The sequence below is a fragment of the Isoptericola halotolerans genome (genome assembly GCF_013149785.1).
GTDB lineage: Bacteria > Actinomycetota > Actinomycetes > Actinomycetales > Cellulomonadaceae > Isoptericola > Isoptericola halotolerans.
Map to the genome: position 1 here is coordinate 159,600 of NZ_JABEZU010000004.1, position 21,927 is coordinate 181,526.

Annotated in this window: 18 protein-coding genes; 8 read left to right on the plus strand and 10 right to left on the minus strand. The window is 72.2% G+C overall.

Features of this window, described 5'->3' with window-relative positions; all coding sequences use genetic code 11:
• Window positions 1-62: 62 nt before the first annotated feature.
• Window positions 63-473: a RidA family protein gene (locus HDG69_RS15435; RefSeq protein WP_171784732.1), complete on the plus strand. Its 411-nt coding sequence runs from the start codon at window positions 63-65 to the stop codon at window positions 471-473.
• Between the two features lie 182 nt (window positions 474-655).
• Here HDG69_RS15435 and HDG69_RS15440 read toward each other — a convergent pair whose 3' ends face one another.
• Genes HDG69_RS15440 through HDG69_RS15450 form a run of 3 tightly spaced genes read right to left on the minus strand, consistent with a single transcriptional unit; the run spans window position 656 to window position 5,510 of the window.
• Window positions 656-1,735: an NAD-dependent epimerase/dehydratase family protein gene (locus HDG69_RS15440; RefSeq protein ID WP_171784733.1), complete on the minus strand. Its 1,080-nt coding sequence runs from the start codon at window positions 1,733-1,735 to the stop codon at window positions 656-658.
• Window positions 1,732-4,494, minus strand: a complete 2,763-nt coding sequence (locus HDG69_RS15445) for an alpha/beta fold hydrolase (protein WP_343036468.1) — start codon at window positions 4,492-4,494, stop codon at window positions 1,732-1,734. The genes HDG69_RS15440 and HDG69_RS15445 overlap by 4 nt, the downstream gene beginning before the upstream one ends.
• A complete protein-coding gene (locus tag HDG69_RS15450; RefSeq protein ID WP_343036469.1) occupies window positions 4,488-5,510 on the minus strand; it encodes a 3-oxoacyl-ACP synthase III in 1,023 nt (340 codons plus the stop codon). Before HDG69_RS15450 ends, HDG69_RS15445 begins: the two co-directional genes overlap by 7 nt.
• 212 nt (window positions 5,511-5,722) lie before the next feature.
• Between HDG69_RS15450 and HDG69_RS15455 the strand changes: the two genes are divergently transcribed.
• A complete protein-coding gene (locus tag HDG69_RS15455; RefSeq protein WP_343036470.1) occupies window positions 5,723-6,961 on the plus strand; it encodes a threonine aldolase family protein in 1,239 nt (412 codons plus the stop codon).
• A 62-nt stretch (window positions 6,962-7,023) separates the two neighbouring features.
• On the opposite strand, the gene HDG69_RS15460 is transcribed toward HDG69_RS15455, so the two are convergent.
• A complete protein-coding gene (locus HDG69_RS15460) occupies window positions 7,024-7,974 on the minus strand; it encodes a hypothetical protein (protein ID WP_171784736.1) in 951 nt (316 codons plus the stop codon).
• A 230-nt stretch (window positions 7,975-8,204) separates the two neighbouring features.
• On the opposite strand from HDG69_RS15460, the gene HDG69_RS15465 reads away from it, so the two are divergent.
• Both HDG69_RS15465 and HDG69_RS15470 read left to right on the plus strand, forming a co-directional pair.
• The gene (locus HDG69_RS15465) at window positions 8,205-8,651 is read left to right on the plus strand and encodes an SRPBCC family protein (protein ID WP_171784737.1); all 447 of its coding nucleotides are present in this window, start codon (window positions 8,205-8,207) and stop codon (window positions 8,649-8,651) included.
• Window positions 8,648-9,880 (plus strand): glycoside hydrolase family 3 protein, encoded by a 1,233-nt coding sequence (locus tag HDG69_RS15470; RefSeq protein ID WP_171784738.1) that lies wholly within the window; start codon window positions 8,648-8,650, stop codon window positions 9,878-9,880. The genes HDG69_RS15465 and HDG69_RS15470 overlap by 4 nt, the downstream gene beginning before the upstream one ends.
• Before the next feature lie 84 nt (window positions 9,881-9,964).
• Here the strand turns inward: HDG69_RS15470 and HDG69_RS15475 are convergent, their stop codons facing one another.
• The 4 genes from HDG69_RS15475 to HDG69_RS15490 form a co-directional block, all read right to left on the minus strand.
• Complete coding sequence (locus HDG69_RS15475; protein WP_171784739.1) at window positions 9,965-10,705, minus strand: hypothetical protein; 741 nt, start codon at window positions 10,703-10,705, stop codon at window positions 9,965-9,967.
• A gap of 141 nt (window positions 10,706-10,846) precedes the next feature.
• Window positions 10,847-11,143, minus strand: coding sequence for a hypothetical protein (locus tag HDG69_RS15480; RefSeq protein WP_171784740.1), 297 nt, complete (start codon window positions 11,141-11,143; stop codon window positions 10,847-10,849).
• Window positions 11,140-12,411 (minus strand): inorganic phosphate transporter, encoded by a 1,272-nt coding sequence (locus HDG69_RS15485; protein ID WP_425484045.1) that lies wholly within the window; start codon window positions 12,409-12,411, stop codon window positions 11,140-11,142. Before HDG69_RS15485 ends, HDG69_RS15480 begins: the two co-directional genes overlap by 4 nt.
• Before the next feature lie 130 nt (window positions 12,412-12,541).
• Window positions 12,542-14,821: a S9 family peptidase gene (locus HDG69_RS15490; protein WP_425484046.1), complete on the minus strand. Its 2,280-nt coding sequence runs from the start codon at window positions 14,819-14,821 to the stop codon at window positions 12,542-12,544.
• A 320-nt stretch (window positions 14,822-15,141) separates the two neighbouring features.
• Here HDG69_RS15490 and HDG69_RS15495 point away from each other — a divergent pair, with 320 nt between their 5' ends.
• Genes HDG69_RS15495 through HDG69_RS15510 form a run of 4 tightly spaced genes read left to right on the plus strand, consistent with a single transcriptional unit; the run spans window position 15,142 to window position 19,393 of the window.
• Window positions 15,142-16,575: a branched-chain amino acid ABC transporter permease gene (locus HDG69_RS15495; RefSeq protein ID WP_171784742.1), complete on the plus strand. Its 1,434-nt coding sequence runs from the start codon at window positions 15,142-15,144 to the stop codon at window positions 16,573-16,575.
• A 13-nt stretch (window positions 16,576-16,588) separates the two neighbouring features.
• Window positions 16,589-17,590 carry a branched-chain amino acid ABC transporter permease gene (locus HDG69_RS15500; protein ID WP_171784743.1) on the plus strand — a complete coding sequence of 334 codons (1,002 nt, stop codon included), beginning with the start codon at window positions 16,589-16,591 and terminating at the stop codon, window positions 17,588-17,590.
• Window positions 17,580-18,494 carry an ABC transporter ATP-binding protein gene (locus HDG69_RS15505; protein ID WP_171784744.1) on the plus strand — a complete coding sequence of 305 codons (915 nt, stop codon included), beginning with the start codon at window positions 17,580-17,582 and terminating at the stop codon, window positions 18,492-18,494. The genes HDG69_RS15500 and HDG69_RS15505 overlap by 11 nt, the downstream gene beginning before the upstream one ends.
• Window positions 18,495-18,523: 29 nt before the next feature.
• Window positions 18,524-19,393 carry an ABC transporter ATP-binding protein gene (locus HDG69_RS15510; RefSeq protein WP_246256722.1) on the plus strand — a complete coding sequence of 290 codons (870 nt, stop codon included), beginning with the start codon at window positions 18,524-18,526 and terminating at the stop codon, window positions 19,391-19,393.
• Window positions 19,394-19,486: 93 nt separating this feature from the next.
• Here the strand turns inward: HDG69_RS15510 and HDG69_RS15515 are convergent, their stop codons facing one another.
• Window positions 19,487-20,410, minus strand: coding sequence for a hypothetical protein (locus tag HDG69_RS15515; RefSeq protein WP_171784745.1), 924 nt, complete (start codon window positions 20,408-20,410; stop codon window positions 19,487-19,489).
• A gap of 104 nt (window positions 20,411-20,514) precedes the next feature.
• On the minus strand, window positions 20,515-21,813 hold the full coding sequence (locus HDG69_RS15520; protein WP_171784746.1) for an ABC transporter substrate-binding protein: 1,299 nt from the start codon (window positions 21,811-21,813) through the stop codon (window positions 20,515-20,517).
• Window positions 21,814-21,927 lie beyond the last annotated feature (114 nt).

Consider the following 21,927-nt stretch of genomic DNA (forward strand, 5'->3'; position numbering starts at 1 on the left):
AGTTTCTGCCGTGTACCAGGTATCCAGGGTATACCTTGCTTCCTCACCTCCAGGAGATCGCGATGACCGTTCACCTCATGACCCCCGACGGCATGCTGCAGCCCACGCCGTACCACCACGTCGCCGTCGGGACAGGCACCCGGCACGTCCACGTCGCCGGGCAGGTCGCCCTCGGGGCCGACGGCGCCCCGCTCGCCCCAGGCGACCTCGCCGGCCAGGTCGCGCACGCGCTGCGCGCCACGGCGCGCGGGCTCACCGGTGCGGTGGCGACGTTCGACGACGTGCTGCGGCTGACCTTCTACGTCACCGCGTGGGCGCCGGAGAAGATGGAGGCCTTCATGGCCGGCGTCGAGTCCGTCGCCGAGGAGATCGGTCTGCGCCTACCCATGCCACCGGCCTCGCTCCTCGGCGTGGAAGCCCTCTTCGCACCGGACGTCCTCGTCGAGGTGGAGGCCACCGCGATCCTCGACTGAGCACGCCCCCGTCCCTCGCCGCGCACCCGGCCGGACGGCCCTCTTCGCCCACCTGACCTGCCGACCATGCCGTCCCGACCGCCGAGCATGCGGTGACGGCCCGTCCACCCATGCGGACGGGCCGCCATGGCATGTTCGGCGCCGGAGTCGGCGGCCGGAGTCGGCGCCCGGAGGCGGAGGGGTCAGACGGCGCCGCCGTAGTGGGCCGCCAGCCGACGCATCCCCTCGTCGATGCTCACCCGCGGACGCCAGCGCAGCTCCGCCCATGTCGACCGCTGGTCGAACCAGTGGGCCGTGGAGAGCTGCTCGGCGAGGAACCTCGTCATCGGGGGCTCGTCGGCCCCGGGCCGCACCCCCCAGACCGCCTCGACCAGCCCGCCCGCACCCCGGGCCAGCTTCGCCGGGACGCGCCACCGCGGCGGCGCCACACCCCCGGCGCGGCAGATGCCGGTCAGCAGGTCCGCCACGGTGCGCGGCTCACCGTTGGTGAGCACGTACGCCCGCCCCCGCACGACCTCGGGGCTGTCCTGCAGCCGGTCGAGGGCGGCGACGATCCCCTCGGCCGCGTTGTCCACGTACGTGGTGTCGATGAGCGCCGCCCCGTGCCCCAGCAGCGGCAGGCGCCCCGACCGCGCCCGGTCGATGATCCGCTCGACGAGCTGGGTGTCCCCCGGCCCCCACACGGCATGCGGCCGCACCGCCACGACACGGAGGTCCCCAGGTTGCGAGCGTCTCTGTTCGTCAGGATTCAGCCCCGGGTTCCTGACGGACAGAGACGCTCGCGCCGAACCGTCGTCTCGTCGCGCAGCAGCGCCGTCCCGGGACAGCGCCAGCAGCTCGGAGGCCGCCTTGGTCCGCGCGTACTCGCCGCGTGCCCGCACCGGGTCGGCCGGCTCGGCACCCACGCCGACCAGCGACGACCCGGCGTGCGCCACCGACGGCGACGACACCTGCACGAACCGTCGCACTCCCGCCCGTTCGGCGGCGTCCAGCAGCACCTGGGTCCCGCCGACGTTCACCTGCTCGAACTCCGCCGGGTCACCGGCGAGCGACACCTTCGCCGCGAGGTGCACGACGGCGTCGACCCCGTCGAGCGCGCGCGCGACCACGGCGGGGTCGGTCACCGACCCCGCGACGCCCTCGGCACCGGCGACACCGGACGGACGGCGCTGCAGGGTGCGCACACCGTCCCCACGCTCCACGAGCACGCGGGCGACCGCACCGCCGAGCAGCCCGGACGCGCCCGTGACGAGCACGGTCACGGGGCGCCCACCCGGCCGCCGGCCAGCACCCCGTCCGCCCAGCGCGCCAGGCGCGCCCGGTCGATCTTGGAGTTGTGCCGCACGTCCGTGGGCATCTGCGGCACGACGAGCACCGCCGCGAGCGGCACCGACGACGTCGCGCGCACAGCCGCGCCCAGGCCCTCCGGCGCGAGCCCCGGCCGCCGGACGCCGTCGGCGAGCTCCAGCACCGCGACCGCCTGCTGCACGCCCGCCGGCCCGACACCGACCACGGCTGCCCGCCGCACGGCCGCGACCCGCTCGATCGTCTGCTCCGGACCCACCGGCGCCAGCGGCCCCTCGGCGGTGGTCAGCACGTGCGCGAGCCGGCCCTCGATCCACAGCCGCCCCTCGGCGTCCAGGTGCCCGACGTCCCCGGTCCGGTGCCAGCGCCCCGGCGGGGTGTCGCGCTCGGCGGCCCGGTCGGTGAGCCACAGCCGGTCGTAGCGCTGCTTGAGGTGGGGTGCGCTCACGAGCACCTCGCCCAGCACCCCGTGCACCTCCGGCCCCGACGACGGCGGCCCGGTCGCCGCGCCGTCGTCGTCCAGCGCGCTGACGGTCACCCCGCCGACCGCGGCGCCCATGATCGGCCGGCCCACGCACACGCCGTCGTCGGGGGCGGAGGCGGCCTCCCGGATGCCGTCGAGGTCGATGTCGGTGACGAGCAGGCACTCCGTCATCCCGTACGGGGTGTGCGCGCGGGCGTTCGGCATGAGGGCCTGCGCCGAGCCGAGCAGCTCGGCGCTGATCGGCGCGCCGGTGGACAGGAAGGTCTCCACACGCTCGAGGGCCTCACGGTCCGCGTCTCCCAGCGCGTCGGCCGTGGCGACCACGTTGAGGATCGCCGCCGGGGAGAGGAACACGATCCGGGCGTCCGAGGCGCGCACGGCGTCCGCCACCGCCCGCGCGGTGAGGGTGCGCGGCGCCGAGACGTCCATGTCCGGGGTGACCGACCGGGTCCCCAGGGCCGGTCCGAGCAGCGCGAACGGCGCGAACCCGGTGACCAGGCCGGACTCGGGGCGCACGGCGTAGTGCCCGGCGAGCACGTCGCGCAGGGCCGAGAGCTGGGCGTGGGTGTACACGACCCCCTTGGCAGGGCCGGTCGACCCGGACGTGAACAGCACCGCGGCCTCGTCCTGCGGGCCGGGCTCGGGCGGCAGCTCGTGGCCCTCGCCGGCGCGGGCCACGTCCACCAGCTCGTGGTGGACGCCGAGCGCCCGGCGCGTCACGGCGTCGAGCGGGTCGGCCGAGATCCGCACCCCCGGCCAGCCGCACGCCCGCGCGGCCGCGAGCGCCTTCGTCTGGCCGACCAGGTACTGCGGCCAGGCGCCTCGCTGGGCGCGGGTCAACCCCCGGACGCCGAGGCCGGCGTCGGCGACGACCACGACCGCCCCGATGCGCAGGCAGGCGTAGACGAGCGCGGTCAGGGTGGGGCCCGGCTGCACCAGCAGCGACACGCGGTCGCCGCGACGCACCCCGATGGAGTGCAGGCCCGCGGCGATGCGGCGCACCTGCCGGTCCAGGGCACGCCAGGTCACGGTGCCCGGCCCGGAGCCGGACATGTCGAGCACGGCGGACTCGGCGCGGGTCGCGGGGTCGGCGGCCCGCTCGTCGAGGCCGGTCCAGATCGGCCCCCGGCCCCCGAACCCCTCGGTGCCGAACAGGAGGTTGCGCCCGCTTTGCCCCTCCATACCGGGCACAGGTTCCTGTTCGGCACCCAGGGCGACGCCGCGCAGCCAGTCCAGCACGGGCGCCGCGTAGTCGACGTCCTCGGCGACCAGGTGGCCGGCCCCCTCGAACCGGTGCACCCGCGCCTGCGGGAGCCGGCCGATCAGATCATCCAGGTACCGGTCGGAGAACACCGGGTCGCGCGGACCCCACAGCAGCAGCGCCGGGACGTCCAGCGCCGCGACGCCGGTGGCGATGCGGTCCAGCTCCGGCCGGCTCGGGTGCTCGGCGTCGGCCGGGATGTCCGCCACGAAGCCCTCGATGCCGGCGCGGTCGTCCGCGGTCCGGTACGGCAGCCGGTAGGCGTCCGCGACGTCGGCGGGCAGCCGGGGGTGCGCCAGAGCCAGCGTGGTCTCGAGGAACGCGGGCGTGCTGCTCGTGCCCGCCCGGTGGACACCGGGCGCCAGAGCGAGTCGCAGCGGGGCGGGGATCGCCACCCCGTCCGGCTGGTGCACCGCGGTGTTGAGCAGCGCGACGCCGGTCAGCAGCTCCGGGTGGTCGACGGCCCAGCTGAGGGAGACCACCCCTCCCCAGTCGTGCCCGAGCGTCACCACCGGCCCGGACAGCCCCAGCTCGGCCGTGAACGCCCCGAGGTCCGCGACCCGCTCGGGCAGCGTACGGTGCCGGCCGCTGCGCGCGGACAGTCCCATCTCGAGCTGGTCGACGGCGACCACCCGCCACGCGCCGGGCACACCGCCCGGGCGCTCGCCGGTGGCAGCGGCCGCGACGACGGCTCGCTCGGTGGCCAGGTCCACGAGGTCCCGCCACAGGTAGGACCACGTCGGGTTGCCGTGCACGGCCAGCACCGTGCCGACCGGCTCGATCCCCCGGGCGGCGAGATCCGGGCCGTTGTCGAGGTAGTGCCACTCGTCGCCGCTCGCGGCGACCCCGGCGCCACCCGAGGCGCGAGCGCCCGCCGGGCTGCCGCCGTCGGGCACGCACAGCACGTGGCTGAACCGTGGGTCGAGGCCGGGCAGGCCGGGCGGTACCGTGCTGGCGCCGATCCTCACCACGCGAGCTCCATCATCGCCGTGTTGATCCCCGAACCCACTCCCATGAGCAGCACCCGGTCCCCGGAGCGCAACGACTCCTGCTCCTCGACGAGGGTGATGGGCACGGACGCCGGTCCCACGTTGCCGAGCCGACCGAACGTGGTCGGCACCGCCGACCGGTCGAGCCCGACGGCCTCCACGATCGCGTTCGTGTGCACCCGCGACACCTGGTGCGTGACGTAGCGGTCCATCGCGCCCCAGCTCCAGTCGGCCGTGGCGTCCTTCCAGGCGTCGACCACCAGCTCCAGCCCGCCCTCGAGCAGGCCCTGCGCGTCGGTGAACATCCCCTCCGTGCTGCCGACGCACAGCAGGTGGTGCTGCGTGGCGGCACGGGTCACGCCACCGAGCACCCGGTGCCCCTCGGCGTGCTCGTCCGCACGCCCGAGCACCGCCGCTGCCGACCCGGACCCGAGGGTCAGCGAGGCGAACTCGGCCATGAAGTCCTCGCGCCCGACGTCGTCCCGCAGCAGCCGCTCGACCGTGACGTCCTGGATGTCGTCGGCGTCCTCGCCCGCGACCACCATCGCGTACCGCACCTGGCCGGACTCGATCATGCCCGCCGCCAACGACATCCCGTTGATGAAACCGAGGCAGGCGTTCGCGACGTCGAAGTTCACGGCCGAGCTCGGCAGCCCCAGCCCGTGGTGCAGGCCCACGGCGACCGACGGCTCGAGGTGCTTGCGCGTCACGGACGTGTTGATGAGGAGACCGACGTCGTCCGGCTCGACGCCCGCGAGCTCCAACGCCTCGGTGCCCGCCGCGACGGTGGCGGCGTTCGCGTCCTCGCCCGGGCCCCAGTTGCGCCGTGCCTCCACCCCGGCGACCCGCTCGAGCAGCGTCGACGGCAGTCGCAGACGCTTCAGCGCCGGTGCGAGCCGCTCCTGGACGGATGCGGAGGTCGTGACCCGGGACGGCAGCCGGCTCGTCACGGACAGCAGCGCGACGTTGCCGAACCTGGTGGTGGCGTTTCCAGTCACTCGAGCTCCAGACATCCGGTCACCCAGGGGCACCGGTACGACGACGGATCACCGGCCCCTCGCACGGGTCCGGCATGGCGGGCGTGGCGACACCCGTCCTCGAGGTTAAGACGCTCAGGCGCTCCTTGCCGTTCCGACCACGGTGTGGGCCGCGACACGTCGCTCCTCCCCGACGGTGCCGACGCCCCCTCGAGGGTGCCTAACCTGTGCGGGTGACCAGCCTCCCTCCGTTCGCCTCCGACAACTACGCCGGCACCCACCCCGAGGTGCTCGCCGCGATCAACGCCGCGAACGACGGGTTCGCGGTCGCCTACGGCGACGACCCGTGGACCGCCCGGCTCGACGCCCGTGTCGCCGAGGTGTTCGGCGAGGGCGCGCTCGCCTTCCCGCTGATCAACGGCACCGGCGCGAACGTCGTCTCTCTCATGGCCCTCTCCGAGCGGTGGGGCGGCGTCGTGACCTCCGACGTCGCCCACGCCAACACCGACGAGAACGGCGCACCCGAACGGGTCGGTGGGCTCAAGATGCTGCCCTGCCCGTCGGTGGACGGGCGGATCGAGCCGTTCCACGTGGAACGGTGGGCCGGGCAGCGGCACGACGTGCACCGCGCGCACCCCGGCGTGCTGTCGCTGACGCAGTCCACCGAGCTCGGGACCGTCTACTCGGTGGCCGGGCTGCGGTCCCTGGTCGAGACCGCGCACGGCCTGGGCATGGCCGTGCACGTCGACGGCTCACGGCTCGCCAACGCCGCGGCCGCACTGGGGTGCTCCCTGCGCGCGCTGACCACCGACCTGGGGGTGGACGTCGTCTCCCTCGGCGCCGCGAAGATCGGCGGCATGATCGGCGAGGCGGTCGTGGTGCTCGCCCCCGCCGACGCACCGGACGTTTCCGGGTACGACGGCGGCGCGGTGCGGGAGCGGGCCGCGGCGGCAGTGCCGTTCCTGCGCAAGGCGACGATGCAGCTCGCCTCGAAGACACGCTTCGTCTCGGCGCAGATCCTTGCGCTGCTCGGGGAGCCAGGGACGCCCGTGGCTCCTGGGGACTCCGCCGGCGACGGCGCCGCGGAGGGCGGGACCGCCGTCGGGCAGGACGGGACCGCCGTCGAACCCCTGTGGTGGCGCAACGCGGCGCATGCCAACGCCATGGCCGCGCGGCTGCGGGACGGGCTCGACGCAGCCGGGGCGCTCGACCTCGCACCCGGCGGGGCTGCCGCACCCGCCGGGAGGGCCGCCGGCGGCGGCGTGCGCATCACGCGGCCCGTCGAGGCGAACGCGGTGTTCGCGACCCTCCCGCGGGCGGCGGCGGACCGGGTACGCGAGCAGGCACGGTTCTACGACTGGGCGCCGGGCGAGTCGGCGGACCGCGTCGAGGTGCGCTGGATGTGCTCGTGGGACACCCCGTCCGAGGCGGTGGACGCGTTCGTCGCAGCCGTGGCGGCCACCGTCGCGTGACTGATCGTCACTTCGTGTTCTGTCCGGCAGTCCGGACTGCCGGACAGAACACGAAGTGACGATCAGAACGAGGCGCCGGGCAGCGGGAGCAACGGGTTGACCCTCAGCGAGCCGCGCACCGCCGGGCGGAACGCCCTCAGCAGGGCGGCTGTCGCGGCCGCCGGGTCCGGGCCGTCCTTCGCGGTGAACCGCAGCGGCCGCACGCCGAGCCGCGCCGTGATGGCGTCCTCGCGCACCTTGTCCTCGAACCGCGCGTGGTCCGCGTCGTAGCCGGCGCCGAACGACCCGTCCACGTCCTTGACCCGGCCGTCGAACTCGACCAGCACCTTCTCCTCGGCCCAGCCCAGGTCCACGCGGTAGCGGCGTCCGTCCACCTCGACCGGGAGCTGCGTGCGTGGTCGGGGCAGCCCGGCGCGCAGTGCCAGGTAGCGGACCCACGTCTCCCAGGGCGACTCGGCACCGGCGTCGGCGTGCTCGAGGACCCATCGGGCGCGCGCCGTGCCGTTGCGGCGCCGCGGGCGGGCCCACAGATCCAGCGCTGCGGCCCGGTCCATACCCCTGCCAAGAGCCCAGTCCGCGACGACCAGGGCGTCCAGAGGATGGAGGGTCAGCGCGCAGTCCACGACGGTCCGGCGCAGCGTCGTCACGGGGAGAGCCCGCAGCACGACGTGCTCGTCCGGCACGCCCCGCCGTCGCACGATGTCGGCCGCGGCGCGGCTGCTCGGGCTGGACGGCACCAGCACGTGCACCCGCTGCGGCAGACGCCACAGCGGCGCACCCCACAGCAGCGCCGCGCTCTCGTGGCTGAACACGTGGCGAGCCCGGAGCTGACGGTGGACGGCGCGGAGCCGGTCGGTGGCGAGCCGACGAGCCGCCGCGTGCCTGTTCTGCTCCGGGCCGACCGGACGATAGGCGCCCCGGCGTACCCGCTCGAGGTCACCGTTCGCCGTGGCACGCCGCAGGACGTGGCGGTCGTGCTCGCGCGCGACGAGCAGGGTGTCCTCAGGGAGCATGGCGACAGGGTGCCGCAGCACGCACCACGAGCGTCGTCGGCCGACAAGATCTGTGGACGGCGCTCGTCTGTGGACAGCGATCTGTCCGGCAGTCCGTGTTCTGTCCGGCAGTCCGGACTGCCGGACAGAACACGGAGTGACGATCAGAAGGCCCGGACACCGATTCGGCCCGACGACGACGCGGCGTTACGGTCGTCCTGACAGGTTGCGCACCGACCCAGGAGCCTCCCATGACCGAGCACGACACCGGGTTCACCGCCACCGCGACGACCCATGTCGCCGAGCCTCCGGAACGGGTCTGGGCCGAGCTCGTGCACCCCGGCGCCCGGTGGATGCTGGGCGCCAACATCGAGACCGACTTCCGGCCCGGCAGCCCGATCACGTTCGAGGGGCACTTCTTCGGCCGGCAGTTCGCGGACAAGGGCGAGGTCATCGCCGTCGAGCGCCCCCGCCTGCTGCACTTCACCCACTTCTCGCCCCTGGGCGAGCTCCCCGACGCGCCGGAGAACTACCACGAGATCCGCATCACCCTCGTCGCGGACGACGGCGGCACGCAGGTGACGGTGGAGCAGGGCAACATCGACACGGCGGAGCACGCCCGCCGCTCCGAGCAGCACTGGCGAGAGGCCCTGACCACGCTCGCGCACCGGGACTCGACGCCGACGTCCGGCACATGATCGGCCGCTGGTCGAGGGCGGTCGCCGCGGCACTGACCTGTACGGTCCTGGCGGCGTGCAGCAGCCCGGGCCCGCCGACGACGGCCGCCCCCGAGCAGTCCCCGGCGACCAGCACGCCCGCCCCCACGCCGTCGCCCGCCCCCACGCCGTCGGCCGCCCCGAGCGGCCGGGGGACCCCCACGCCCGACGGCGGCAGCCCGGACCCGCAGGACCCCACGGGGTGGAGCGTCGAGGAGAAGGTGGGCCAGCTCCTGGTGGCCGGGACACCGGTCGACGCCCCGACGGTGAGCGACGCGACCCGCACCGCGATCGAGGACCACCACGTGGGCAACGTGTTCCTGCACGGCCGCAGCGAGGCGGGGGTGGACGCGACGTCGGCGCTCGTGGAGTCGGTGACCGGTCTCGTCCCGGACGGTGCTCCGCCGATGCTCGTGGCCACCGACCAGGAGGGCGGCTCCGTGCAGGTGCTCCGGGGGCCGGGGTTCTCGGACCTGCCGCCCGCGACCGAGCAGGCGGAGTGGGAGCCGGCCGAGCTCGAGGACGCCGCGGCCGGCTGGGGCGCCGAGCTCGCCGACGCCGGCATCAACCTGAACCTGGCGCCGGTGACGGACCTCGTCCCCGCGGACATCCAGTCGGCGAACGCACCGATCGGGTACTTTTCGCGCAACTACGGCAACACGCAGGAGTCGGTGGTGCGGTCTTCCACGGCGTTCTCGGCGGGCATGCAGGCGGCGGGCGTCGAACCGGTCGTCAAGCACTTCCCCGGGCTGGGCCACGTCACGCAGAACACCGACACCACCCAGCACGTCACGGACGACACGGTGACGGCGGACTCCCCGTCGGTCGAGGTGTTCGCCGATGCGATCGACGCGGGTGCCCGGTTCGTGATGCTGTCGAACGCCGTGTACACCCGGATCGACCCCGACAACCCCGCGACGTTCTCCCCCGCGGTGGTCGACCTGCTGCGGGACGACCTGGGCTTCGACGGCGTCGTGATCACCGACGACGTCTCCGCCGCCGCAGCCGTGACGACCCTCGCCCCGGCGGAGCGTGCGGTCGAGGCGGTGGCCGCCGGTGCGGACCTCGTGCTGGCGTCCGCGGACCCGACGGTCGTCCCGGCGATGGCGGACGCCCTGGTGGAGCGCGCCGAGCAGGACCCGCAGTTCGCGACGCAGGTGGACGACGCCGTCGCGCGGGTGCTGGCCGCGAAGGCCGGGCTGGGCGGGTAGGCAGCGAGCACGCCGCGAACGACGAACGCCTCCTCGCCCACCGAGCAGCGAGGCTCGGGGCGAGGAGGCGTCGGTGTCATGCGGTCAGACGCGCGGCGTGGCCGTGCTCTTGCCGCCGACCACCTGGCTGGTCGCCGGGACGAACACCCGGTACTTGACCCGCTTGCTGGTGGAGAACTTGTAGGTCGCCACGCCCTTCTTGTTGAGCTTGACGGTCTTCTTGGTCTTCCACTTGCCGCCGACCTTGTGCTGGATCTTCACCTTCTTGCCGGCGTAGGGCTTCCAGCCCTTGCTGACGGTGTACTTCTTCACGCCGACCTTGACGGTCTTCTTCTTGCCGTCGGCCTTGACCTGGACGACGTTGCCGTACTTGAGCTTGCCGTCGATCGCGGACTTCATCGTGAACTTGCCGCCGGAGACCTTGGTGTCCTTGTAGGTCTTGCCGGCGTACACGGTGCGGACGTTCTTGATCTGGAACGTGCCCCGGCCCCACGACGACTTCGCCAGGAGGTACTCGGTGAAGTTCTGACCACCCGAGTAGGCGTAGCCGAGGTCGATCTTGGAGGCGACCTTCTTGCTGCCCCGGTAGACGTCACCGTAGACGTCGACCCAGCCGTCGACCTTGCCGACCTTCTTCACCTTGGTGGTGATCTGGTAGTACTTCGTCTTCGAGTTGATGGCAGCGCCGCCGTAGCTGGGCTTGACCGTCACCGAGACGACGTCGATCGGCGTGCTCGGCGCAGCCGACGCGGGGGCGACGAGGCCACCGATGAGGAGAGACGTCGCTGCCACCGTGGTGGCAGCAACCTTGAGCAGTGCGCGCATGAAGTTCCTTCCAGGACATCCGGACGTCGTCGGCCGTGCTCCTGGCAGCGCCGCCATCGGCGAGGCACGAGACCTGACACGCGGGATCATAGCCACCTGAACAGAGCCTGGACGCGAACGTCCGCGCCCGCGCGTCGTCGGTCAGCTGTGCCCGCCCGCGGCCAGGAAGACGAGACCGGCCGCGATGGCACCGACCACGGTGCCGAAGCACAGCAGCGCACCGGCGAGCCGCAGCGGCGAGGGGCGTGCGATGACGACGGGACCCTTCGGGCCTGGCGCCGGGCCCGTGTCCCCGCGCGCCGGCTCGGCGCTCGCCTGCTCCGAGGTGCCGGCCACGAGACGCAGCCCGAGGGCGAACAGCGCCGGGATGCCGGCACCGACGATGACGCCGGCCACCACGACCTGGCCGAGCGAGCTCCACTCGATGAGTCCGTTCATGACCGTTCTCCGTCCGTACCGGTGCTGCCGTTCGTGGTGGTCGCAGAGATCGCCGGGGCGACGGACGGGGCCAGACGCTCCTCGACGACCGGGCCGACCTGCGGGTCACCGACCTCGCCGGTGGTGGGCACGGACGGCCGCAGCCGGGCGCCCTTCTCCTCGTCCCACTCCTCGTTGACGTTGCTGTGGTCGACCGGCGCACGGCGCGACGCGACCCAGATGGCCAGCGAGGTGCCGACCAGCAGCAGGAAGACGAGGAACGTACCGAGGAACCCGCCGATGACGTGCTGGACCCAGAAGCAGACCGCCCCGACGATGCCGGCGGCCGGGAGCGTCAGCCCCCAGGCGGCGAGCATCCGACCGGCCACGCCCCAGCGCACCTTCGCGCCGGGCATCCCGACGCCGGAGCCCAGGATCGACCCGGTGGCGACGTGGGTGGTGGACAGCGAGAACCCGAAGTGGCTCGAGAGCAGGATGACCGCGGCGGACGACGTCTCGGCGGCCATGCCCTGCCGGCTGTCGATCTCCACGAGTCCCTTGCCGAGGGTGCGGATGATGCGCCAGCCGCCCAGGTAGGTGCCCAGCGCCATGAAGAACGCGCACGAGAAGATCACCCAGAACGGCACGCTGGAGTCGGCAGGGACGGCACCGGCGGTGATGAGGGCCAGCAGGATGATGCCCATCGACTTCTGGGCGTCGTTGGTGCCGTGCGCGAGGGAGACGAGGGAGGCCGAGCCGATCTGCCCCCACCGGAAGCCCCGGTCCGTCACGGCCTGCGAGACGCCGCGGGTCAGGCGGGCGACCAGCCAGGTGCCGAGCCCGGCGACACCGATCGCGATGACCGGGGCGAGAAGGGCGGGCACCAGCACCTTGGACAGCACCCCGGACCAGATGACTCCGGCGGTACCGGCCGCGGCGAGGACGGAGCCGATGACACCGCCCACGAGGGCGTGCGACGAGCTGGACGGCAGCCCGAGCAACCAGGTGAGCAGGTTCCAGACGATGCCGCCGACGAGGCCCGCGAAGACCACCTCGAGGCTGATCGCACCGGCGTCGACGAGGCCCTTGGCGATGGTGGCTGCGACGGCCAGCGAGAGGAACGCACCGGCCATGTTGAGGACGGCGGACAGCAGGACGGCGACCTTGGGCCGCAGGGCTCGGGTCGCGATGGACGTCGCCATCGCGTTGCCGGTGTCATGGAAACCGTTCGTGAAGTCGAAGGCCAGTGCGGTCACGACGACGAGCACGAGGAGGAGTGTCTCGGTCACGGGCTCCATGGTGGGGCTCACCACGGGGCGCTGGCGGACGTGAGGTGACATCCAGGTGAACTGTTCGTCGAGAGTTCACCTGATGTTCATCGTGGGTTCGAAACTCTCCGCCGTGCTCTTCGAACGTCGCTCACCGGCTGTCGGCGAGCCCGAGCACGTCGAGGGTCCAGGCGTGCTCGAAGGCGATCTCCTCCCACCGCGCGTAGCGGCCCGAGACGCCGCCGTGCCCGGCCGACATCTCGATCTTCAGCAGCGCCGGCGCCCCCGCCGCACGCAGGCGGGCCACCCACTTCGCGGGCTCCACGTACAGCACCCGCGTGTCGTGCAGGGACGTGACCGCCAAGATCCGCGGGTAGTGCGAGGCGTCGTCGGGCACGTTCTCGTACGGGCTGTACGAGCGCATGTACTCGTACACCTCCGGATCCGCCAGCGGGTTGCCCCACTCCTCCCACTCCACGACCGTCAGCGGCAACGACGGGTCGAGGATCGAGGTGAGCGCGTCGACGAACGGCACCCCGGCGAGCACCCCCGCGAACATCTCCGGCGCCAGGTTCGCGACCGCGCCCATGAGCAGGCCGCCCGCGCTGCCGCCGTCGGCCACCATGCGCTCCGGCGAGGTCCACCCGGTCCCGACGAGGTGCTTGGCGCACGCCACGAAGTCCGTGAAGGTGTTGCGCTTGCGGTCGAGGCGGCCGTCCTCGTACCAGGAGCGGCCCATCTCCCCGCCACCACGGACGTGCGCGACGGCGAAGACCACCCCACGGTCGAGCAGCGACAGGCGCGGCACGCTGAAGTACGGGTCCATGCTGATCTCGTAGGCGCCGTAGCCGTAGAGCAGCAGCGGCGCCGGGTCGGCGCCGGTGCCGGCCGCGTCGAGCGTCACCGCGTCCCGCTTCCAGACCAGGGAGATCGGCACGCGGGTGCCGTCCTCGGCCGTGGCCCACTCGCGGCTCTGGGCGTAGTCGGCCGGGTCGTAGCCACCGAGGACCGGCTGGCGCTTGCGCAGCAGCAGCTCGCCGGTGGCGAGGTCGACGTCGTACACCGCGGACGGAGTGACGAACGACGTGTACTGCAGCCGCAGGACGGGCTGGTCGAACATCGCGTTGGGACCGAGGGCCGCGGTGTACAGCGGCTCGTCGAACGAGACCTCGTGGACCGCCCACCCGGCGGTGCTCATGACGGACCCGGCGGTGCCGCCGGCCTCGGCCGTCTCCGCGAGCGCGACGAGGCCGACGCGCGGGACGGCGTCACGCCGGTACCCGAGCGCGACGTGGCTGGCGAAGGCGTCGACCGACTCGAGACGCGCCTGCGGGTCGTGCGGCACGACGACGGTCGCGGCGGCCGGGTCGAGGGGTGCGGACGGCCCCTCCTCGCCCGGGCCGACCGGGACGTCGGTCACGACCAGCTCGAAGTTCTGCGCGCCGTCGTTGTGGAGGACCAGGAGCTTCTCTCCGACACCTCGGAACCAGGCGTGCTCGACCGTGTACTCGACGCCCTCGCGCCGCGTCCACACGGGGCGGAACTCGCCCGTCGGGTCGTCGGCCTCGAGGACCCACGACTCGCTCGTCGTCTTCGAGCCGAGCTCGATCTGCAGGAAGCGTTGCGACCGCGAGAGGCCCACCCCGACCCAGAACCGCTCGTCGGGCTCCTCGAAGACGAGGACGTCCTCGGAGGTGGGCGCGCCGACACGGTGCCGCCAGATGCGGTGCGGGCGCCACGCGTCGTCGACCGTCGGGTAGAAGACGTGCTCGCCGTCGGGCGTGATGACCGCCCCCGGGAAGGTGTTCTCGACCTCGTCGGGCAGGTCCTGGCCCGTGTCGAGGTCGCGGACGCGCAGCGTGTAGCGCTCGTCGCCCGTGGTGTCGATCGCGTACGCGAGACGGCGGCCGTCCGTCGGCGTGACGGCGAACGACCCGAGCGAGAAGAAGTCGTGACCCTCGGCCTCGACGTTCTGGTCGAGCAGCACCTGCTCGCCGTCGGGCACCCGGCCGGGCCCGATCTCCGGCGGCGTCCACTCGGCGACGTCGGCGCCGAAGCCCGCCGCGGGCACCCGTGCGTGGATCGGGTACTGCTTCCCCTCGATCGTGCGCGTGTAGTACCAGTACGCGCCCTGCCGGACCGGGACCGACAGGTCGGTCTCGAGCGTGCGGCCCTTGATCTCGGCGAAGACCTGCTCGCGCAGCGGGCCCAGGTGGGCGACCTGGGCGTGGGTCCAGGCGTTCTCGGCCTCGAGGTGCGCGACCACCTCGGGATCGTCCTTGGCGCGGAGCCATTCGTAGTCGTCGACGAACGTGTGACCGTGGTGGGTCCGTCCGACCGGGCGGCGCTCGGCAGCCGGTGCGGTCGGTGCGGGGTGGGTGGCACGGTCGGTCGGGGTCACGGGCTGGGCGGAGGTGACGTCGTCGGGCACGCGACCAGCGTACGGGGCGGGCGGGACAGCGCTGCTGCGCCCGCGTCGTCGACCTCCGGCCCTCGACTGATCACGTCTCTGCAACGGTTTGCTCAGCGCAGCCATCGAGATCCGCGCATCTGGCCTGATATCACCCGGTCCGGGAACAGCGGTGTGATCCGGAGGTGTCTTCCACGTCACACCACGCCGCTACACTTCCCGCACGTTCGCACCGCGTGTCGGTCAATGGGGGCTTCAGCATGCCTACATGGCCACGCCGGTGCGTCGCCGCCCCGGGGACGACCCGGGGCCTGACCATGACCCGACGGAGGACCCGTCCGATGACAGCGGACCGACCCACCATCACGAGCCGATGGAGCCGCCTGCTGGCGGCGCTCGCGCTCGTGCTCCTACCGGCGATGCTCGTCGCACCACCAGCGACGGCGAGCACCGACGACAGCCCCTGCGAGCCAGACAACTCCACACCGTGCATCGCCGTCCTGGTGCTGAACGCGGACAACGACCGCCTCGGCGACGTCGTGGTCACCGTGGCCGGTCAGGGCTTCAGCGCCGACCTGACCACGTCGGCCGACGACGCCGCGACGGTGGCAGCCCCGCAGGTGGGCACCTACACGGTGACCATCGACCCGGCCACGCTGCCCGACGACCAGCAGCTTCCCGAGGGCGCGGAGACCGAGCTGACCGTCACCGCGCAGAACGGCGCCACGGCACGCGCAGCCTTCCGCGTCGGACCCGGTGCCGTGGCGCCGGCCGCCCCGACCGCCGACGGCTCCGACGACGGCGTCGCGGGAGGGACCGGGGACGCACCTGCCACCGAGGACGGTGAAGGGGTCGGGGCCGCCCCCGAGGGCGACGCCTCCCAGCGCGCGCTCACCTTCGCGCAGGTCTGGCAGCAGATCGGCTCAGGTCTCCGGTTCGGGCTGCTGCTGGCGCTCGCGTCGATCGGGCTGAACCTGGTGTTCGGCACGACCGGCCTGTCGAACTTCGCGCACGGCGAGCAGTTCGCCCTCGGCGCCGCGGTCGGCTTCATCACCATCAACCAGATGGGGATGTCGATCTGGGTCGGTGGTCTCCTCACCCTCGCGGTCTGCGCCTTCACCGGTCTCGCGCAGGACTCCGCCATCTGGCGGCCTCTGCGCAAGCGCAACGTGCCGGTGATGCAGCTGATGATCGTCTCGATCGGACTCTCCATCACGCTGCAGTACGTGATCCAACTGATGATCGGCGGCGGTTCCGAGCGCATCCTGTCGCGCAACCCGCAGCCGCTCACCCTGGCCGGCATCACCCTGAGCACCGCCTCGTGGATGTCGATGGTCGTGGCGCTCGTCTGCGTCCTCGGCATCGCCTGGTTCCTCACCCGCACCCGCATCGGACGGGCCACGCGCGCCGTGTCGGACAACCCGGCCCTGGCCTCGGCCACCGGGATCGACCCCGACAAGATCATCCGGATCGTGTGGATCATGGCCACCGGTTTCGCCGCTCTGGCGGGCCTCATGTGGGGGGTGTCGTTCGGCTCCTTCAACTGGCAGCTCGGCGTGCAGCTCCTGCTGCTCATGTTCGCCGCGGTCACCCTCGGCGGGCTCGGCACGGCACTCGGCGCGTTCGTCGGGTCCCTGCTCATCGGACAGGTCGTCGAGCTGTCCAACCTCTTCATCCCCAGCGACCTGCGGTACGCCTCGGCGCTGGTGATCCTCATTCTCGTGCTGCTGTTCAGGCCGCAGGGGATTCTCGGCCGCCGCGAGCGGATCGGCTGAAGGGAGACCCATCATGGAAGAGTTCCTGCGCATCCTCACGCAGTCGCTGGGCGAGCTCCTCGCCCCGACGACGGCCGCCTACGCGATGGCCGCGATCGGCCTCAACCTGCACTTCGGGTACACCGGACTGCTCAACATGGGCCAGGCAGGCTTCATGCTGCTCGGCGCCTACGGCTTCGGCATCACCCTCGTGGCGGGCGGTCCCTTCTGGCTCGCGCTGCTGGTCGCCATCGCGGCCGGCGTGGTGTTCGCCCTCATCCTCGGTATGCCGACGTTGCAGCTACGCGGCGACTATCTCGCCATCGTCACCATCTCCGCAGCGGAGATCGTCCGCTGGTTCGGTCGTTCCACGCTCTGGCAGGAGTGGACCGGCGGTGCCTCCGGCCTGCAGGGCCGCTACTACAAGGAACCGTTCCAGGAGCTGTCGTTCCTGCCGGACGGACGGTTCGCGCTCGGTCCGCTGGAGTACATCAACACCGGCTCGGACTCGTGGTGGACGCGCATCGTCGCCTGGGGCCTCGTCGCCCTCGTGCTCGTCTTCGTGTGGCTCATCACCCGCAGCCCGTGGGGCCGGGTCCTCAAGGGCATCCGCGAGGACGAGGACGCCGTACGGGCACTGGGCAAGAACGTCTACTCCTACAAGCTGCAGGCGCTGGTCATCGGCGGCGCGATCGGAGCCCTCGGCGGCGTGATCTTCGCCCTGCCCGCAGCGATCGTGCCCGACTCGATGGGCCGCACCATGACGTTCTTCGTCTGGACGATCCTGCTGCTCGGTGGCGCAGCGACGGTCTTCGGACCGGTGCTGGGGTCGATGATCTTCTTCGCGGCCTACATGTTCATGCGCACCGGCATGCGGGCGCTGGCCGAGAACACCGGCGTGGGTGACGTCATCACGACCACCAACGTCGAGCAGATCGGCGGCATGCTCGTCGGTGTGACCCTGATGCTCCTGGTCATCTTCAGACCACAGGGCATCCTCGGGAACAAGAAGGAGCTGGCGTTCAATGTCCGATGACAAGACGGTGACCGCGGCCGCTCTGAGCGACCTGGCGACGGTCGCCCGCACCCCGGGTGCGGCCAAGCCGAACCCGATCCTCGTGGCCGACCACGTGACCCGCCGGTTCGGCGGCATGACGGCCGTCGACGTCGACCACCTCGAGGTGCAGGAGGGCGTCATCACGGCGCTCATCGGCCCCAACGGTGCCGGCAAGACGACGCTGTTCAACCTGCTCACCGGGTTCGACCGCCCCAACACGGGCGAGTGGAGCTTCCAGGGCAAGTCCCTGAGCGGCAAGGGCGGCGCCGCCGTGGCCAAGTCCGGCATGGTCCGCACGTTCCAGCTCACCAAGGCGCTGTCGCGCCTCACGGTGCTGCAGAACATGCTCCTGGCTTCGCCGTCGAACCCGGGCGAGAAGCTCGCGCTGTCCTGGCTGCCCTTCCTGTGGAAGAAGCACGAGGCCGAGACCACCGAGAAGGCGATGGAGATCCTCGCCCGGTTCAAGCTGGACGCCAAGGCCGCCGACTACGCCGGCTCCCTGTCCGGTGGTCAGCGCAAGCTCCTCGAGATGGCGCGTGCACTGATGACCGACCCGACGATCATCATGCTCGACGAGCCGATGGCCGGCGTGAACCCCGCCCTGGTGCAGTCGCTGCTCCATCACATCCAGGCGCTGCGCGACGAGGGCATGACCGTGCTCTTCGTGGAGCACGACATGCACGCCGTGCGACACATCTCGGACTGGGTGGTCGTCATGGCCGAAGGCCGGATCGTGGCCGAGGGGCCGCCCGACAGCGTCATGAAGGACCAGGCGGTCGTGGACGCCTACCTCGGCGCCCACCACGACACGGACCTCGGGGACGACTCGCTGCTCGACCCCGAGGTGCTGGCCCGGCTCGAGGCCGAGGAGGAGAAGCGATGAGCACCACCACCACCGACGCCGGCGAGAAGATGTCGGCCGCCGGCGTGCCCCAGAAGGACCTGCTCCTGCACGCCGACAACCTGGTCGCCGGCTACATCCCCGGGGTGAACATCCTCGAGGGCTGCTCGCTGGAGGTCGCCCAGGGCGAGCTCGTGGGGATCATCGGTCCCAACGGGGCCGGCAAGTCGACGCTGCTGAAGGCGCTCTTCGGCCTGGTGAAGATCCACTCCGGCACCGTCACGCTCCAGGGCAAGGACATCACCGGGATGAAGGCGAACCAGCTCGTCGCCAACGGCGTCGGGTTCGTCCCCCAGAACAACAACGTGTTCCCCTCGCTGACGGTCGAGGAGAACATGCGGATGGGTACCTACCTCAAGCCGAAGATCTTCACCGAGCGCTGGTCGTTCATCGGGGACCTGTTCCCGGTGCTGCACGACCGGCGCTCCCAGCGGGCGGGCGCCATGTCCGGCGGTGAGCGGCAGATGGTCGCGATGGCACGTGCGCTGATGATGAACCCGTCGGTGCTGCTCCTCGACGAGCCGTCCGCCGGGTTGTCGCCCGTGCGGCAGGACGAGACGTTCCTGCGGACCCGGATGATCAACAAGGCCGGGGTCTCGGTGATCATGGTCGAGCAGAACGCCCGCCGCTGCCTGCAGGTCTGCGACCGCGGCTACGTCCTGGACCAGGGCAAGGACGCGTACACCGGCACCGGACGCGAGCTGCAGGCCGACCCCAAGGTCATCTCGCTGTACCTCGGCACCCTCGCCGAGGACGTCGACGAGGCGGCCCAGTCGGCCGAGGTGGAGGCCGCCGAGGCCGAGCGCATCGAGGCCGCCGTCGAGGCGGAGGCCGAGGCGCAGGCGCTCGCGGAGGAGGCCGACAAGAAGGAGGAGAGCTGACGCGCACCGCGTGACGACAGCTCCTCGACGAGGACACGACGGCGGCGGGTGACCCGGGAGACCGGGACGCCCGCCGCCGTCGTCATGGCGTCGTCATCCTGGCGGTACGGGCAGGTCCTGGCGGGCGTGCACGGAGAGGATCACGCCGGGCGGGACCTCGTCGGTGTGGTCCAGCAGCACCTGGGCCGTGTCGCCCTCGACCGACAGGGCGGGGTTCTCGAAGTACTCCGTGTACGGGCTGCCCGTCGTCGGGAGGCGGCCGGAGGCGAAGGCCTCGAGATAGTGGTCACCGAGCGCCTGCGGGTCGTCACCGTGGACGCAGACCACGCTCTGCCCGCCCGAGCCCGGGTCCTCGGCCGGGCCGCCGAGCACGCCGACGGCGATCGGTGTGGCGGCCGTCGGTTCGAGCACCGCTGCCGTCGCGTCGCCCAGGCAGCCGCTCAGCGCGGCGATCGTCGGGTCGTCGGCCAGCGAGTCCCCGGAGGCGTCGACGACCAGGAGGTCGGCAGAGGTCCCTCCGAGCGCGACGGAGTCCTCGGTGACCCGCAGCTGCGGCGCGACGATCGCGATCCCGGCCACGCCGGACTGCCTGTCGGTCAGATCGAGCTCGTGCGTCAGCACCTCGTCCCCCGTCCAGCCGGCAGCAGTCGAGGCGTCCCGCACCGCGGCACCGTCGTGGCCGCCGGAGACGAGCGTCAGCGCACCGGTCGGGTAGCCGACGGTGAGGAGGCTGTCCGCCTCGAGAAGATCGACCTCGAGCTGCTCGGACAGCTCCCGCGTGTGCTGCCCGATGTCCGGCGCGCCGGCGAGGGAGGTCTGCCAGTGCTCCGTCGCCAGCTCGCCGAGCGCACCCGGGTCGCTGAACGCGATGAGCTCGGGGACGTCGTCACCGGCACCGACCCGTCCCAGGGCGTCGGCGAGCGGACCGTCTCCCGATGCCCCGCCGGAGCAGGCTGCCAGGGCCGTGACGAGCAGGAACGCAGAGGTGGCGGCGGCGGTGCGCGCAGGAGCAGGCATGCGGCGGACCCTAGCAAGGGGACCACAGGACGACTGCGGCCCGGTCACCTGGAGTGGTGACCGGGCCGCCGTCGGACCGCTGGAGCCGTGCGGCTCAGGCGGGACTACTCGATGGAACCCTCGATCTCACGCTCGAACGAGTACTCGTTCGACTCGTCGTAGGCGTAGATCCCGATGAAGGCGGACGACGGGTCGTTGGCCTCGTTGAGCGGACCGGCGCCCGACAGTCCGACGTACGTGATCTCCTCGCCGGCGTCGATCGCCGCGACGGCGTCCTCGAAGGTGCTGACCTCCGTGCCGCCCTCCGAACCGGACACGGCGCGGATGTTGTCGGCGATGGTGCGGCCGTCCGTGGCGCCGCCCTTGACCGCGGCGAGCGCCGCGAGCATCGTGGCGTCGTAGGACTCGGCAGAGTACGAGTAGTCGGCGAGCTCGCCACCCTCGTTCTCCGCGTACCACTCGTTGAGCCGCTCGCGGAAGTCCTCCTCGGCCTGAGCACCCGGGAGGGTGCCCTGGACGCCGGCCAGCGTGCCCTCGTCGAACTGGTCGCCGTAGTTGGACAGGTTGCCGTCGCAGAAGTACGTGGTCCCGTCGAAGTCCCAGCCCTGGGAGACGAGCTCGTTGACGATCGCCACGGTCTCCTCGAAGGCGATGACGACGATCGCGTCGGGCTCGGTGGCGAGAGCGGCCGTCACCTGGGCACCGAAGTTCGTCTCACCGGGCGGGAACTCCTCGCCGCCGCCCGAGGCGCCGTAGACGACCGACCCGCCGCCGGCCTCGATGGCCGACTGGGTGTGGTCGCGCAGACCTGTGCCGTAGGCCTCGTTCTGGACGAGCATCGCGACGTCCATGTGGCCGCCGTCGAGGACCAGGGAGCCGAGCGCCGCGCCCTGGACCGTGTCCGGCGGGGCGGTGCGGGCGAAGAAGTCGCCGTACCCGGAGAGGTCCGCCGCGGTGTTCGCGGGCGAGATCTGCATGACCTCGGCCTCGGCGAAGGTGTCCACGACCGAGAGCGAGACACCGGAGGAAGCCGCGCCGATGACGGCCGAGACGCCACGACCGATGAGGTCGGTGGCGGTCGAGCTGGCCACCGACGGGTCGGTGGTGTCGCCGGAGTCGCCCCACTCGACGCCGACGTCGTTGCCGAGCACGCCGCCCGCCGCGTTGATGTCGTCGATCGCCAGGCCCACGCCGGCGATCTCGGGCGGGCCGAGGAACGCGAGCGTGCCGGTGACCGGCAGGATGGTGCCGATCGTCAGGGGCTCGGCGTCCCCCATCGCCTCGTCGCTGGTCTCCTCGCCGGTCGACTCTTCAGGATCGCTGTCGGAGGCGCAGGCCGCGAGGCCCAGGCTGAGGACTGCGGCAAAGGCGATGCCCTTGGCAGCCGTCATGCGTCGATTCATGTGCTTCCCCTTCGGGGTCGGACTTCCTACGGCCACTCAATGCCGCATGTAGTGGCGCTGAACCTAACCCGATTGTGTGACGTGCATGTGTCAGATGTGCCACATCCGACCGAT